Annotated in this window: 11 protein-coding genes; 5 read left to right on the forward strand and 6 right to left on the reverse strand. The window is 62.9% G+C overall.

The window, feature by feature from the left end; genetic code table 11:
* Nucleotides 1-131: 131 nt before the first annotated feature.
* A complete protein-coding gene (locus PSUB009319_RS19350) occupies nucleotides 132-1322 on the reverse strand; it encodes a M20 aminoacylase family protein (RefSeq protein WP_124383824.1) in 1191 nt (396 codons plus the stop codon).
* 264 nt (nucleotides 1323-1586) lie between these two features.
* On the opposite strand from PSUB009319_RS19350, the gene argE reads away from it, so the two are divergent.
* A complete protein-coding gene (gene argE / locus PSUB009319_RS19355) occupies nucleotides 1587-2777 on the forward strand; it encodes an acetylornithine deacetylase (protein WP_124383825.1) in 1191 nt (396 codons plus the stop codon).
* A 50-nt stretch (nucleotides 2778-2827) separates the two neighbouring features.
* Here argE and PSUB009319_RS19360 read toward each other — a convergent pair whose 3' ends face one another.
* The gene (locus PSUB009319_RS19360) at nucleotides 2828-3985 is read right to left on the reverse strand and encodes an ABC transporter substrate-binding protein (RefSeq protein WP_124383826.1); all 1158 of its coding nucleotides are present in this window, start codon (nucleotides 3983-3985) and stop codon (nucleotides 2828-2830) included.
* 276 nt (nucleotides 3986-4261) lie between these two features.
* Between PSUB009319_RS19360 and PSUB009319_RS19365 the strand changes: the two genes are divergently transcribed.
* The 3 genes from PSUB009319_RS19365 to PSUB009319_RS19375 all read left to right on the forward strand — a co-directional run bounded on the left by PSUB009319_RS19365 (nucleotide 4262) and on the right by PSUB009319_RS19375 (nucleotide 9342).
* A complete protein-coding gene (locus PSUB009319_RS19365) occupies nucleotides 4262-6370 on the forward strand; it encodes a molybdopterin-dependent oxidoreductase (RefSeq protein WP_124383827.1) in 2109 nt (702 codons plus the stop codon).
* 10 nt (nucleotides 6371-6380) lie between these two features.
* Entirely contained in the window at nucleotides 6381-7481 is a 1101-nt protein-coding gene (locus PSUB009319_RS19370) for an aminopeptidase (protein WP_124383828.1), read from the forward strand.
* Nucleotides 7482-7632: 151 nt separating this feature from the next.
* Nucleotides 7633-9342, forward strand: a complete 1710-nt coding sequence (locus PSUB009319_RS19375) for a long-chain fatty acid--CoA ligase (RefSeq protein ID WP_124383829.1) — start codon at nucleotides 7633-7635, stop codon at nucleotides 9340-9342.
* A gap of 130 nt (nucleotides 9343-9472) precedes the next feature.
* Here the strand turns inward: PSUB009319_RS19375 and PSUB009319_RS19380 are convergent, their stop codons facing one another.
* A complete protein-coding gene (locus PSUB009319_RS19380; protein ID WP_124383830.1) occupies nucleotides 9473-9670 on the reverse strand; it encodes a hypothetical protein in 198 nt (65 codons plus the stop codon).
* A gap of 166 nt (nucleotides 9671-9836) precedes the next feature.
* Nucleotides 9837-10454: a hemolysin III family protein gene (locus tag PSUB009319_RS19385; protein WP_124383831.1), complete on the reverse strand. Its 618-nt coding sequence runs from the start codon at nucleotides 10452-10454 to the stop codon at nucleotides 9837-9839.
* Between the two features lie 145 nt (nucleotides 10455-10599).
* On the opposite strand from PSUB009319_RS19385, the gene arfB reads away from it, so the two are divergent.
* Complete coding sequence (arfB, locus tag PSUB009319_RS19390) at nucleotides 10600-11034, forward strand: alternative ribosome rescue aminoacyl-tRNA hydrolase ArfB (protein ID WP_124383889.1); 435 nt, start codon at nucleotides 10600-10602, stop codon at nucleotides 11032-11034.
* Between the two features lie 50 nt (nucleotides 11035-11084).
* On the opposite strand, the gene PSUB009319_RS19395 is transcribed toward arfB, so the two are convergent.
* Together PSUB009319_RS19395 and PSUB009319_RS19400 are read right to left on the reverse strand one after the other, a co-directional pair.
* Nucleotides 11085-12401 carry an MFS transporter gene (locus tag PSUB009319_RS19395; protein ID WP_124383832.1) on the reverse strand — a complete coding sequence of 439 codons (1317 nt, stop codon included), beginning with the start codon at nucleotides 12399-12401 and terminating at the stop codon, nucleotides 11085-11087.
* Between the two features lie 166 nt (nucleotides 12402-12567).
* Complete coding sequence (locus PSUB009319_RS19400) at nucleotides 12568-13749, reverse strand: porin (RefSeq protein WP_124383833.1); 1182 nt, start codon at nucleotides 13747-13749, stop codon at nucleotides 12568-12570.
* Nucleotides 13750-14008: the final 259 nt, after the last annotated feature.

Below are 14008 nucleotides of genomic sequence, written 5' to 3' on the forward strand. Positions count from 1 at the left end.
GGTGTTTGCTTTACTGCTCCTCACCCCACAGCACTGTACCAACCAGTCACGGATCGCCGGCGCCTCCGTACTCGCTTACAAACAAAAGCCTCCGAATGGAGGCTTTTTGCTTTTATACACGAGTGAGCTGACTAGCTACGTGCCAGGAATTTTTCCACCAAGCGAACCCAGTATGTCGCGCCCAATGGCAGTAACTCGTCATTGAAGTCGTAGCTTGGATTGTGCAGCATGCACGGCCCGAGGCCATGACCTTGTTCGCGGTGGTCGCCGTCGCCGTTGCCAATGAAGGCAAAGCATCCAGGCTTCTCTATCAGCATGAACGAGAAATCCTCGGCGCCCATCGTCGGGTCGATATTGGCGTCAACGTTATCCGCGCCGACGAGTTCGCGCATGATGGCCGCAGCGAACTGCGTTTCATTTTCCGTGTTGACCGTCGGCGGGTAGTTGCGATGGAAGGCGAAGTCGACCGTGCAATCGTATGCGGTGGCAATCCCTTTGGAGACCTCCTCCATGCGACGCTCGATCAGGTCGAGGACTTCGGTGGAGAACGTGCGCACCGTGCCGCCGATCCACGCTTCGTTCGGGATGATGTTGGTTGCGTCGCCGGCGTGGAACTGCGTGACGGACAGGACGGCAGTGTCGATCGGGCGCTTGTTGCGCGTGATGATGCCTTGCAGCGCCGATACTACCAGCGCGCCGACGAACACCGGATCGTTGCCGTTGTGCGGCAATGCAGCGTGCGCGCCCTTGCCCTTGATCGTGATGCGGAACTCGTTGCTTGACGCCATCAAAGCGCCAGCGCGCGTACCGAATGCGCCGACCGGCACGCCCGGCCAGTTGTGCAGACCGAAGACGGCGTCGCTTGGGAAGCGCTCGAACAGGCCATCCTTGATCATCTCGCGCGCGCCGCCGCCGCCTTCTTCGGCCGGTTGGAAGATCAAGTTCACCGTGCCGCTGAAGTTACGGTGCTTGGCCAAGTAGTGTGCCGCGCCGAGCAGCATTGCCGTATGGCCGTCGTGGCCACACGCGTGCATCTTGCCCTCGTGTTTGGAGCGATGGTCGAACTGGTTTGCCTCGGCCAGCGGCAGGGCATCCATGTCCGCGCGCAGGCCGATGCTCTTGCCTTCTCCGTTGCGGATGACGCCGACAAGACCGGTCTTGCCCAAGCCGCGATGCACTTCGATGCCCCACTCGGCGAGCTTGGCGGCGACCAGATCGGAGGTGCGCTGTTCTTCGAAGCAAAGTTCGGGATGCGCGTGGATGTCGCGTCGCAGCGCCTGGATTTCGGGCTGTGCGGCTTGGATTTCTGGAATCAGCTTCATGGAATACTCGTGTTCTGGCTGAAAGTTCGGAATCACATTCGATCATACGCCGAAGGGCGATTTCCGACCCGCCATCAACCAATTGCTTGATTCGGCCATGCAGTTTCGTATGGATTCTTCACGCTGCGGCTTGTGTGCCCGTGTACGCAGACCAAGACGAGTGGCCGAAACGCCTACACTGGACGTTCGCCAATTGACCGTGTGCCGAAATCAGGTCTCCCGCTGTGGTTTTTTGAGCGCTACGTGAACGACCCGAGCCCAACCATGTCTGCCGACGCCATCGCTGCTGCATCGAAACCTTCCGACGAAGTTCTGCAACTGATCCGCACGCTGGTGGCGTTTGATACCGTCAGCCGGAATTCCAATCTCGGCCTGATCGAGTGGGTGCGGGATCGCTTGCGTGCGCAGGGCGCGGACTGCCGCCTGACGTACGACGCAACGGGTGGCAAGGCAAATCTGTTTGCGACGCTGTCGCCGGGGCGTAAGCCGGGGCTGGTGCTGTCGGGGCATACCGATGTGGTGCCGGTGGATGGTCAGCCGTGGGACACGAACCCGTTTGATGCACATATTCGCGATGGCCGACTGTATGGGCGCGGCACCGCCGACATGAAGGGCTTCATTGCCGTGGCGCTTGCCAATGTGCCCGCGTTTATGGCGGCGCAGGGTGATGCCAGTTTCCATCTCTCGCTGTCGTACGACGAAGAGATCGGCTGCGTGGGCGTGCGCAGTCTGCTGCGTGATCTGGAGGCAAGCGGCATTCAGCCTGCGGGTTGCATCGTCGGTGAGCCCACGTCGATGCGTGCCATCATCGCGCACAAGGGCAAGCGCGAATATCGTTGCTGCGTGCGGGGCAAGGAAGCGCATTCCGCGCTGACGCCGCAGGGTGTGAATGCGATCGAATTCGCGGCGCTGCTGATCGCGCATATTCGATCGCTGGCCGCGCGTCTGGCGGCGCAAGAGGCGCGCGACGCCGCTTTTGTCGTACCGCACACGACGCTGAACACGGGCACCATTAAGGGCGGCATTGCCACCAACGTAGTGCCGCGCGATTGTGAGTTCACCTTCGATTTCCGCTATTTGCCGGGCACCGACCCGGATTGGTTGTTCGGTGAGGTCGAGCGTTATGCGCAGCATGTGCTGCTGCCGCAGATGCGCGAGATTTCTGCCGACGCCGACATCAGCTTCGCCATCAAGGCCAACACGCCGGGTCTGTCGATTGCGCCGTCGCACGAATTGGTGACGCTGGCCGATAGTCGAGGCGCCGTCGGTAAGGTCGACTACGGCACGGAGGCGGGGCTGTTCTCGCGCGCGGGCATTCCGACAGTGGTGTGTGGGCCCGGCAATATCGAGCAGGCGCACAAGCCCAATGAGTACATCGAACTCGCGCAGATTGCGCAGTGCGAAGCTTTCATGCGGCGACTCGCACAACGGCAGCCGCAGTCGCAGCCGGCTTGAGCGAAAAAAAACCGGGCACGCGCCCGGTTTCTTGCGACGGCGATGCGCGTTCAGCGAATTACCTGGCCGCTCGAGCTGATGATCGTCATCTCAACGAACTTTGAGCCCACATGGTTGGACGGCGAGAAGTTCACGTTGAAGCCGCCAAGATCGTAGTTGCCTATCGATTCCAGCGCGGTGATCAGCTTCTCGCGCGTGAGGTCGCGGCCGGCGCGCTTGAGCCCCTCGACGAACACGCGTGCGGCGATGTAGCCCTCGATGCTGCCGTAGTCGAAATCGGTGATGCCATCGGACTTGAGCAGCTTTTGGTAGTCGCGCACCAGCGGCGATGCGCCGCTATACGGATACGGCATCACCTGCGAGATGATCACGCCGCCGCCGGCCTTGCCCAGCGTATTGGCCAGCGCCTTGGTGCCGACGAATGACACGTTGTAGAACTGGCCAGCGTAGCCCTGTTCCTGCGCGCCCTTCACCAGCGCCGCCACGGTTTGGTACGCGCTGATGATGACGATGGCGTCCGGCTTCTGCGCGAGCACGGTGCCGATCGCGTCCTTCACGTCGGTGGTGTTGCGCACCACGCTGGCTTGCGCCGCTAGCGACACGCCCTGGTTTGCATGCAGCTTCAGCGCGCGTTGCACGCCATCCAGGCCGGCCTTGCCATAGGCGTCGTCGTTGTAGAGCACAGCAATGCGCTTGAGGCCAGTCGTATGAATCTGCTGGACGATGGCGGCGGTTTCGTCGTTGTAGCTCGCGCGCACGTGGAAGACGTTGCGCGCGAAAGGCTCGCGCAGCGCCATCGCGCCCGAGTAGGGTGCAAAGAACGGTACGCCTGCCGGGTTGGCGATCTTCAGCGCGGCCAGACTGGTCGGCGTGCCGACGTAGCCGAACAGGGCGAAGACCTTCGTGTCGTCGATCAGTGTCTTGGTGTTGCGCCCCGCAGCGTCGGGCTCGTAGAAATCGTCGAGCACCTTCAGCTCGATCTTGCGGCCGTTGATGCCGCCCGCTGCGTTAATGGCATTGAAGTACAGCTTGGCGCCACGGTTCATCTGCTGGCCGAGCTGTGCGGCGGGGCCGCTCATCGGCGCGGATTGGCCGATCACGATGGTGTCGGCCGTAACACCAGTTTCCGCCCGCGCGCTGCCTGCGGTCGCCCCGATGACGGCCGCTGCGAACATCGTCAGTAGCCTCGAGATATTGCGTGATTGCATTGCTCTCCCCCCGAAGAGTTCATCTGAATTGCCCGGCATCATAGCTAAACAGGCTTACCAGGCAAACACAATCGAGGCGATTGCCGCCATTCTGCGCGTTTTTGAGACATGGAAGCGGGCCGATACAGGGTAAATACCCGCATGTGACCGTGATGGCGGGCGCACATCGGCACACGCTGTCGCGCGCGCCCTGATAAACCGGGGCGGCGCGATACAATTTCCGGATCATCGCGGCGGTGTTGATGCACCGGCTGCGACCCCATTCCGGAGTCCCTGATGTCCACCCAAGTCATCCGTGCCGCCTGCCCGCACGATTGCCCCGACACCTGCGCCTTGCTTGTCACCGTGGAAGACGGCCGTGCCACACGCGTACAGGGCGACCCGGACCACCCGACGACGGCCGGCGTGCTGTGCACCAAGGTCAACCGCTACGCGGAGCGCACGTATCACCCGAACCGCCTGCTGACGCCGATGAAGCGCGTGGGCGCCAAGGGCGAGGGCAAGTTCGCGCCGATCTCGTGGGACGAAGCCATCGACCTCATCGCCACGCGCTTGGGCAACATTGCGCAGCGCAACCCCGAAGGCATCCTCCCGTATAGCTATGCCGGCACCATGGGCTTGGTGCAGGGCGAAAGCATGGCTGCGCGTTTCTTCCACAAGCTGGGTGCGTCGTTGCTGGATCGCACCATCTGCGCGTCGGCCGGCGCAACGGCGCTGCGCTATACGTATGGTGCGAGCCTGGGCATGGACATCGAGCATGTGCAGGACGCCAAGCTGATCCTGATCTGGGGCGGCAACCCGATCGCCTCGAACCTGCATTTCTGGACGCGCGCGCAGGAAGCCAAGCGGCGCGGCGCTACGCTGATCGCCATCGATCCGTACCGTTCTCTTACCGCTGAGAAGTGCCATCACCATCTGGCCGTGCGCCCCGGTACCGATGCGGCGCTCGCGCTGGCGATGATCCACGTGCTGATCCGTGATGGCCTGCTCGACCACGATTACATCGCCAATCACACACTCGGTTTCGATGCGTTGCGTGAACGGGCGCAGCAATACACGCCGGAGTATGCGTCCACGCTGTGTGGTGTGGCGGCGGCGGACATCGAGTGGCTTGCCAAGCTGTATGGCACGACAGTCGTGCGCGACAAGCAGCCGGTGGCCATTCGCCTGAACTACGGCATGCAGCGCGCGCACGGCGGCGGGCAGGGCGTGCGCGCCGTGGCGTGCTTGCCGTCGCTGGTGGGCGCGTGGCGTGATGCGGCCGGCGGCCTGCAACTGTCGACTTCCGGCTTTTTCCCGATCGACAGCGCCAAGTTGCAGCGGCCGGACCTGCTGCCGCGCGGGCCCAACGGCGAGCCAGCACTGCCGCGCGCCATCAACATGAGCACCATCGGCGATGCGCTTTTACATCCGGGCGACGCGGCGTTTGGCCCCAAAATCGAGGCGGTGATCGTCTACAACAGCAACCCCGTGGCCGTGGCGCCCGACTCGCGCAAGGTTGCCGCCGGCTTTGCGCGCGAAGACCTCTTCACCGTGGTGCTGGAACACTTCCAGACCGACACCGCCGACTATGCCGATATCGTGCTGCCAGCCACCACGCAGCTCGAACATGTCGACGTGCACAAGGCCTACGGCCACACGTACGTGCTGGCCAATAACGCGGCCATCGCGCCGATGGGCCAGTCGTTGCCGAACACCGAGATCTTCCGCCGCCTTGCACACCGTATGGGCTTTGCCGATGCGTGCTTCGCCGATTCCGACGACGACATCGCCGCTCAGGCCGTGCGCCGCGATGACCCGGCCGCTGCGCACATCGACTGGGCCACGCTCAAGCGCCAGGGCTGGCAAAAGCTGGCGCACCCGGCTGCGCCGCTGGCCCGCGGCGGCTATCGCACGCCGTCCGGCCGCTGCGAGTTCTATTCCGAACAGATGGCGAAAGACGGGCTCGATCCGCTGCCAGGCTACGTGCCGCCGCACGAGTCGGCCCTCAGCACGCCGGAGCTGGCCAAGCGCTATCCGCTGTCGATGATTTCGCCGCCAGCGCGCAACTTTCTCAACTCCACCTTCGTCAATGTCGACAGTTTGCGCAACACCGAAGGCGAACCGCACCTCGATATCCATCCCGACGATGCTTTGCCGCGCGGCGTGACCGACGGCGAGCTGGTCCGCGTCTTCAATGACCGCGGCACCATGCAGGCGCGCGCCCGCGTGACGGATCGCGCGCGGCGCGGCGTGGTCGTCGGCCTGTCGATCTGGTGGAAGAAGCTTGCGCCCGACGGCACCAACGCCAACGAGCTGACCAGCCAGCGCCTGACCGACATGGGCCGCGCGCCCACCTTCTACGATTGCCTGGTCGAGGTCGCGCCGTTGGCGCAGGCAGCCTGACGAGGCCGCGATGCGTGGCGTTCGCGCGTGGGGCGCAGGGCTGTTGCTGGCCGGTTCGGTGTTGCTGGCCGGCTGCGATACGGTCGGCTATTACTACCAGTCGGTCACCGGGCACCTCTCACTGATGTCGCAGCGCGAGTCGATCGATCAAGCGATTGACAATGCGCGCCAGACCCACAACGACAAGCTTGCCAAGCGCCTGGAGGATGCGCGCAGCATCCGTATTTATGCCTCGCGCGATCTGGGCTTGCCCGATAACGGCAGCTATCGTGTCTACGCCAACCTTAAGCGTCCGTTTGCGGTGTGGAACGTATTTGCCGCGCCGGAGTTGTCGGTCAAGCTCAAGGAATGGTGCTTCCTGGTGGTCGGCTGCGTAACCTATCGGGGCTACTACAACCGCAACGCCGCCATGGCCTACGCCGATGCCTTGCGCGCGCAAGGCTTGGACGTGGATGTGGCCGGCATTCCTGCGTATTCCACACTGGGCTATTTCGACGATCCGCTGCTCAACACCTTCGTCGGCCTGCCCGAAGGCGAGCTGGCGCGCCTGATTTTTCATGAGTTGGCGCACCAGGTGGTCTACGCCAAGGGCGATACGGCCTTCAACGAATCCTTTGCCACCACGGTCGAGACGATTGGCGTTGAGCGCTGGCTGGCAGATGCAGCCACCCCGGAAATCCGCGCGGAATACGCCACCTACGACGCCCGCCGCGTACAATTCCGCGCCCTGCTGCTGGCGTACCGCAACCGGCTCGAAGCGCTGTACGCGAGCCCGGTGTCGGACGATGAGAAGCGCGCCGGAAAACGCGCCATCTTTGCGAGCCTGCAGACGGATTACGCCAAGCTCAAGGCAAGCTGGGGCGGCTACACCGGCTACGATCGCTGGTTCGCGCAGCCGCTGTCGAACGCGCATCTGGGGGCGGTGGCGAGCTATCTGGAATGGGTGCCTGCGTTCACGGCGCTCTATTACCGCGATGGTGGCGATTGGACGCGCTTCTATGCCGACGTCAAAGCCATGGCGCGCGAATCCAAATCGCAACGTGAGGCAGCGCTGCGATTGCTGGCGTCTGCGGCGGTGGCCAAGATGGATGGCCAAGCCGTGCAAAAGTGATGCCAGCAGCGGTTTTTTGCCGCGGCTTCAAGCATGGTCGACCGGCTGAGGGAACTGTCTAAGTTATTGTTTTGACACAAGCATCCGCGTACGATGCGGAAAAAATCGAACGACCATTCGAAAAAATCGACAATTGCCAGGAGACACACCCATGGACAAGCCGTGGCTGAAGCAGTACCCCGCCGGGGTGCCGGCCGAGATCGATGCGTCGCAGTATCGATCGCTCGCCCATCTGCTTGAGGATTCTTTCCAGAAGAACCGCAACCGTCGTGCGTTTGAATGCATGGGCAAGGTGCTGACCTACGGCGAGCTCGATACGCTCTCGCGTCAACTGGCAGCGTGGCTTCAGTCGCGCGGCCTGGCGCCCGGCGCCCGCGTTGCGCTGATGATGCCGAACGTGCTGCAGTACCCGGTGGCGCTGGCGGCGGTGCTGCGCGCCGGCTATGTGGTTGTCAACGTCAACCCGCTCTACACACCGCGCGAACTGGAACACCAGCTCAAGGACAGCGGCGCTGAAGCCATCATCATCCTGGAGAACTTCGCCACGACGTTGCAGCAGGTGTTGCCCAGCACGCCGGTCAAGCACATCGTGGTGGCCAGCATGGGCGACATGCTCGGCGGCCTCAAGGGCATGCTGGTCAACTTCGTCGTGCGCAGCGTCAAGAAGATGGTGCCGGCGTGGGAGCTGCCCAGCTGCATCCGCTTCAATACCGCGCTGGAAGAAGGCGCCAAGCAAACGCTCAAGCCGACCTCTGTCGGCCCGGACGACGTGGCCTTCCTGCAATACACGGGCGGCACGACCGGCGTGTCCAAGGGCGCGACGCTGCTGCATCGGAATATCGTCGCCAATGTGCTGCAATCGGAAGCGTGGATGAATCCGGCGCTCGTCAAGCCCGGCCGCGACGGCCGCATGCTGGCTGCCGATGAAGAGATCATCACCATCACCGCGCTGCCGCTGTATCACATCTTCGCGCTGACGGTGTGCTGCCTGCTGTCGATGCGCAAGGGCGGGCTGGCGGTGCTGATCCCGAACCCGCGCGATATTCCGGGCTTTATCAAGGTGCTCAAGCAGTACCGCTTCCACATGTTCCCGGCCGTGAACACGCTGTACAACGCGCTGCTGAACAACCCCGAGTTCAAGAGTGTCGATTGCTCCAACCTGCGCGTGGCCAACGGTGGTGGCATGGCGGTGCAGGAAGCGGTGGCCAAGAAGTGGCTGGAAGTCACGGGCTGCCCGATCATCGAAGGCTATGGCCTGTCGGAAACTTCGCCGTCGGCCATCTGCAACCCGACCAATACAGATAAGTTTTCGGGCACGGTTGGCCTGCCGATTCCGGGTACGGAAATCGCCATCCGCGACGACGAAGGCCGCGATCAGCCAATCGGCCAGCCGGGCGAGATCTGCATCCGCGGCCCGCAGGTCATGGCCGGCTACTGGAAGCGCCCGGATGAGACCGCTAAGGTCATGTACGCCGACGGCTTCTTCAAGACCGGCGACGTGGGTGTGATGGATGAGCGCGGCTACACCAAGATCGTCGACCGCAAGAAGGACATGATCCTGGTGTCGGGTTTTAACGTGTACCCCAACGAGATCGAAGGCGTGGTTGCGATGTGTCCTGGCGTGCTGGAAGTGGCCGCTGTGGGCGTGCCCGACGTGCACTCCGGCGAGGTGGTGAAGCTCTTTGTGGTGCGCCGCGACCCGACACTTACCGAGCAGAAGCTGCAGGCGTTCTGTAAAGAGCAGCTCACCGGCTACAAGCGCCCGAAGTTCATCGAGTTCCGCAATGAACTGCCGAAGACGAACGTCGGCAAGATCCTGCGCCGTGAGCTGCGGGATGAGGCGATGAAGAAGCGGGCGTGAGTCTGCGCAGCCGCAAAGAAAAAACCGCGATTTGTCGCGGTTTTTTCTTTGGAGGGTTATCGCGCTGGCATGTGCTCAGCAGTCTGGTTGAGTTGTTGAGCGCGCCGGCCGTTGAGTTCAGTCACGCAAGCTAGCCGGATTCCACCCAGATCATCGCTTTGATGATTTTCCAATCCAGCGTGAGAAATCCACCTTGCCCGGAAAGGTGTCGGTTGAACTCGTTGACTGCCAAGATGATTTCGCAGTCGTACTGATTCCAGGCTGGGTTGTTCAGCGTTTTGTCGATGCCATCCTTCCAACGGTCATAACCGTTTCTTGTGTCGGCCATACGTTCCCCTTCGCGGTATCAAAAGGGGGTATTACGGCAGCGTATTTGCGCGAACCCAATCGGCACATTCTGAAGTTCCCGCAATAGCAGACCGACGCTGTCGTCGATGTGCTCGCGTAGCAGGGGTGGGCAGATTTCGATGTTCCCGTATGTCGATCGGCCAACGTCAACCAACGTACAGCAGGATGCTGATGAACTGACACGCACTCCCTGCCAGCACAAACAAGTGCCAGATGCCGTGGAAGTGCCGAACACGCTCGTCAAAGAGAAAGAAGCTGATGCCCACGGTATAGAGCGCACCGCCTGCCACCAGCCACCACAGGCCCGGCGCGGCCAACGCGGCCGCCAGCGGCCCCATGGCAATCAGCACCAGCCAACCCATCACCACGTAGATCAACAGCGAGAACACGCGTGTGCGGCGGCCGATCCAGAGTTCTTGCGCAATGCCGATGGCGGCCAGCGCCCAGTTCACGCCGAACAGCGTCCAGCCCCACGGGCCGCGCAGCGTCACCAACGCAAACGGCGTATAGCTGCCGGCGATCAGCAGGTAGATGGCGCAATAGTCCAGCCGCTGAAAGATGGCTTTGGCCCGGCCGCGCAGGCTGTGATACAGCGTCGAGATGGTGTAGAGCAGAACCAGCGTGGTGCCGTAGACCACCGAACTGATCACCTTCCAGCCATCGTGATGCAGCGCCGAGGATGTCACCAGCACCGCCATGCCGGCGGCGGCGAGAATGGCACCCGCCAGGTGGCTGAAGCCATTGAAACGTTCTCCGTGATACATGCGCGGAACTCCAGGGAAACACGGGTGTAGGCTTGGACGAATGCAAGGGCTTCATTCTTACATGTGATCGAACGGCTTGGTCGCGGTGCGCCGTGATGTCTCAACCCGCCCGGCCCGAAACAGCACCGTCTTCTACAATCCCGCCATGCCCGATCCCGCCCTCAAAATCACGCCGCATTTGTCCATCCCGGAATCGGAGCTGGTCGAGCGTTTCGTGCGTGCGAGTGGGGCGGGCGGGCAGAACATCAACAAGGTCTCGACGGCGGTGGAGCTGCGTTTTGACATCGCCCGCTCGCCGTCTTTGCCGGAGGCGGTGCGCGCCCGCCTGCTGGCAAAGCGCGACCGCCGTTTGACCGATGGCGGCGTGTTCGTGATCGACGCGCAGCGGTTCCGCACCCAAGACCGCAACCGCGAGGACGCACGCGAACGTCTGGCCGCATTTATCGCGTCTGGGCTGTCGGTGCCCAAGTCGCGGATTGCCACCAAGCCCACGCGCGCTTCCAAGATCCGCCGGCTGGACGGCAAGCGCGCGCGTAGCGACATCAAACGTGGGCGCTCAGGCTCCCATTCCTGGGATTAAGCGCCCCGCAGGCCAATACCCGCATGCGGCGGCCCTCAACGTGGTGGGGATTACATCAAACTCGCGTCGCGCGTCTCGCGCATGCAGAGCACGCCGATCAGGCTGACCACCGCAGCGGCTGACACGTACATGCCCACCCAACTCAGGCCACCTTGCTCGGCCAGTTTCTGCGCGATATACGGCGCAATCGATGCACCGAGAATGCCGCCCAGGTTGTACGACACACCCGCGCCGGTGTAGCGCACGTTGGTCGGGAACAGCTCTGGCAGCAGCGCGCCCATCGGCGCGAAGGTCACACCCATCAGGAACAGTTCGATGATGAGGAACAGCGCCACCAGCGGCGTCTGTCCGCTGCCCAGCAGCGGTGCCATCGTGAAGCCCGACAGAATGGCCGCGATGATGCCGGCGATCAGCACCGGCTTGCGCCCGAAGCGGTCGGACGCCCATGCCGAGAGCGGTGTCGCCAGCCCCATGAACACCACGGCCAGGCACAGCAGCCCCAGGAAGCTGGGGCGGGAGAAGTGCAGTGTGCTCACGCCATACGACAGCGAAAACACCGTCGAGATGTAGAACAGCGTGTAGCAGACCACCATCGCCAGGGCGCCCAGCAGCGTCGGCCACCAGTGGCGGGCCAGCAGTTCCGCCACGGGCACCTTCACGCGCTCCTGCCGATCGATGGCAGCCTGGAAGGCCGGCGTCTCGGCGATCTTCAATCGCACGTACAAGCCCAGCGCCACCAGCACCGCGCTCACCAGGAACGGCACGCGCCAGCCCCAACTGCGGAATTGTTCATCCGACAGCGCAATCGCCAATCCAAAGAACAGCCCGTTCGAAGCCAGGAAACCCACTGACGGGCCCAGCTGCGGAAACATACCGAACCCCCCGCGCTTGCCCGCCGGGGCATTCTCGGTGGCCAACAGCGCCGCCCCGCCCCACTCGCCGCCCAGGCCGATACCCTGGCCAAAGCGCAGCACACACAAGAGGATCGGCGCGAGGGTGCCGATGCTGTCATACCCCGGCACCAGCCCGATCAGCGTGGTTGAGATGCCCATTACCAGCAGCGACGCCACCAGCGTTGACTTGCGCCCGATGCGATCACCAAAGTGACCGAACAGGAACGAGCCGATCGGCCGCGCAATGAAGGCAATGCCGAACGTAACGAACGCCGACAACGCCTGTGCGGTGGCTGAGCCGTGCGGGAAGAACACCGGCCCGATCACCAGCGCCGCAGCCGTGGCGTAGACGTAGAAATCGTAGAACTCGATGGCCGTGCCGATAAAGCTCGCAAAGATGATGCGCGAGCGGCTGGTTTCGGCGGCCGCATCGGGGGCGGAGGGCGCCATGGTTGGCAAAGTCGAAGCGGACATGCAGGGCTCCCGTGGAGGTTTCGTTGTTGTCGTTATAGAGGCAAGGCCGCCCGCGACGCGCCAGGCGGATCGCCGGAGCATAACGCGCGACCATGCAAAAAGGCACCCGAAGGTGCCTTCCTGCGCCCGCCAAGGAGAGGGGCGGCGGGCAAAAACCAAGTGCGCGTCAGAACTTGTGGCGCACACCCACTGCCACGCCCACTTGGTTATCCGAGTTCGGCGTGATGAAGTACGTCTGCGATGCGGCCGGCAGGTAGCCCACCGACGTCTGCGCGCCCGTTGCCGGGTTGGTCACGTAGCCGATCGAGTCCCAGTTCAGCGAAGCGTTGCGAGCGTATGCGGCCGTCAGATACACGTCGGTGCGCTTCGAGAAGTTGTAGTCGGCAATGAAGTTCCACTGCTGCGGCTTGCGGGGGTTGACCGTAGCGCCGCCGATGGTCGCTTCCTTGATGTTGTCGTAGTAGTACGACAGCGTCAGGCCCAGTGCCGGGGTGGCCTGGTAGTTCACGCCCAGCCAGTAGAGGTCGTCGCGGTGCGGCGTCAGGGCCGCAGCGGCGCCGCTCGACGGCGCTTCGGTGTTGCCGTAGCGGTAGCCGCCCATCACCTTGACCGGCCCCATGGTGTAGCTGGCCGCAATGGCGGCACGCTTGTCGCGGGCATAGTCGTTGCCGCCGGACAAGCCCAGCGCTTCCGCAGCCGTCAGCACCTTCACTTCGTCATACGCCACGCCCAAACCGAACGGACCGGCAAAGTAGTTGGCACCAGCGCCGTAGCCGGAGTTGGCCGTGTTGCTGCCTGCGCGCTCGCCAAACATCCAGTGAGCCTCGACCGTTACCGGACCGAAGGCGGCGCCGTACTTGATCATATTGTCTTCGCGGAAGTTCGCGCCCAGCAGGCCGACCACCGGCTCCCACTGCGTGGCGTAACCGCTCGGCGAGAAGTTCGCCATCATGTCGAAGATCGTCGTGTACTGGCGACCCAGCGTGATCTTGCCCCAGTTGCCCTGCAAGCCCACAAACGCTTGCCGGCCGAACAGGCGGCCACCTTGCTGCAGCGTGCCGGTGTCCATGGCGAAGCCCGATTCCAGCACGAACAGGCTCTTGAGCCCGCCGCCGATGTCCTCGATACCGCGCAGGCCCCAACGGTTGGAAGACAGGCCGCCTGCCTGCATCGCAAGGCGCGAACCGCTGCTGCCTGGAATAGCGACGCCTGCCGCCGTTACGCTCTGCTCATGGTTGACGTATTCGACGTTCGCGTCGACCACGCCATACAGCGTCACACTCGACTGAGCCTGCGCAACACCTGCGAACGTGCCCAGCACTGCCAATGCCAGCAGCGATTTTTTCATCGGTCGGTCTCCAGATCTTTATTTATTGAGTTCAGTGGCAGGCAGACCCTCCGTTCTTGTCTTCCTGCCCCACGACTTTCAAACGAAGTCGCTGACTAATGTAGCAATGCACTCCTGGGCTCGGTCGAAATTTGCGAACGAATGTTCGTAAACGCGCGTTTGCTGTCTGATCCCGGCAACATGCTGTTTCAGAATTTGGAATAGATCGGGCATAGGTGCGGTCGATTCTTTGCGGTTTTAGATGCGATTCGCGCCCCAA

The sequence above is a fragment of the Ralstonia sp. SET104 genome (genome assembly GCF_003851545.1).
Taxonomy (GTDB): Bacteria; Pseudomonadota; Gammaproteobacteria; order Burkholderiales; family Burkholderiaceae; genus Ralstonia.

Bases quoted from the DNA above. Each gene is read 5' to 3' on its own strand.
- PSUB009319_RS19350 (WP_124383824.1), bottom strand. From the start codon at position 1,322: ATGAAGCTGATTCCAGAAATCCAAGCCGCACAGCCCGAAATCCAGGCG.
- argE (WP_124383825.1), top strand. From the start codon at position 1,587: ATGTCTGCCGACGCCATCGCTGCTGCATCGAAACCTTCCGACGAAGTT.
- PSUB009319_RS19360 (WP_124383826.1), bottom strand. From the start codon at position 3,985: ATGCAATCACGCAATATCTCGAGGCTACTGACGATGTTCGCAGCGGCC.
- PSUB009319_RS19365 (WP_124383827.1), top strand. From the start codon at position 4,262: ATGTCCACCCAAGTCATCCGTGCCGCCTGCCCGCACGATTGCCCCGAC.
- PSUB009319_RS19370 (WP_124383828.1), top strand. From the start codon at position 6,381: ATGCGTGGCGTTCGCGCGTGGGGCGCAGGGCTGTTGCTGGCCGGTTCG.
- PSUB009319_RS19375 (WP_124383829.1), top strand. From the start codon at position 7,633: ATGGACAAGCCGTGGCTGAAGCAGTACCCCGCCGGGGTGCCGGCCGAG.
- PSUB009319_RS19380 (WP_124383830.1), bottom strand. From the start codon at position 9,670: ATGGCCGACACAAGAAACGGTTATGACCGTTGGAAGGATGGCATCGAC.
- PSUB009319_RS19385 (WP_124383831.1), bottom strand. From the start codon at position 10,454: ATGTATCACGGAGAACGTTTCAATGGCTTCAGCCACCTGGCGGGTGCC.
- arfB (WP_124383889.1), top strand. From the start codon at position 10,600: ATGCCCGATCCCGCCCTCAAAATCACGCCGCATTTGTCCATCCCGGAA.
- PSUB009319_RS19395 (WP_124383832.1), bottom strand. From the start codon at position 12,401: ATGTCCGCTTCGACTTTGCCAACCATGGCGCCCTCCGCCCCCGATGCG.
- PSUB009319_RS19400 (WP_124383833.1), bottom strand. From the start codon at position 13,749: ATGAAAAAATCGCTGCTGGCATTGGCAGTGCTGGGCACGTTCGCAGGT.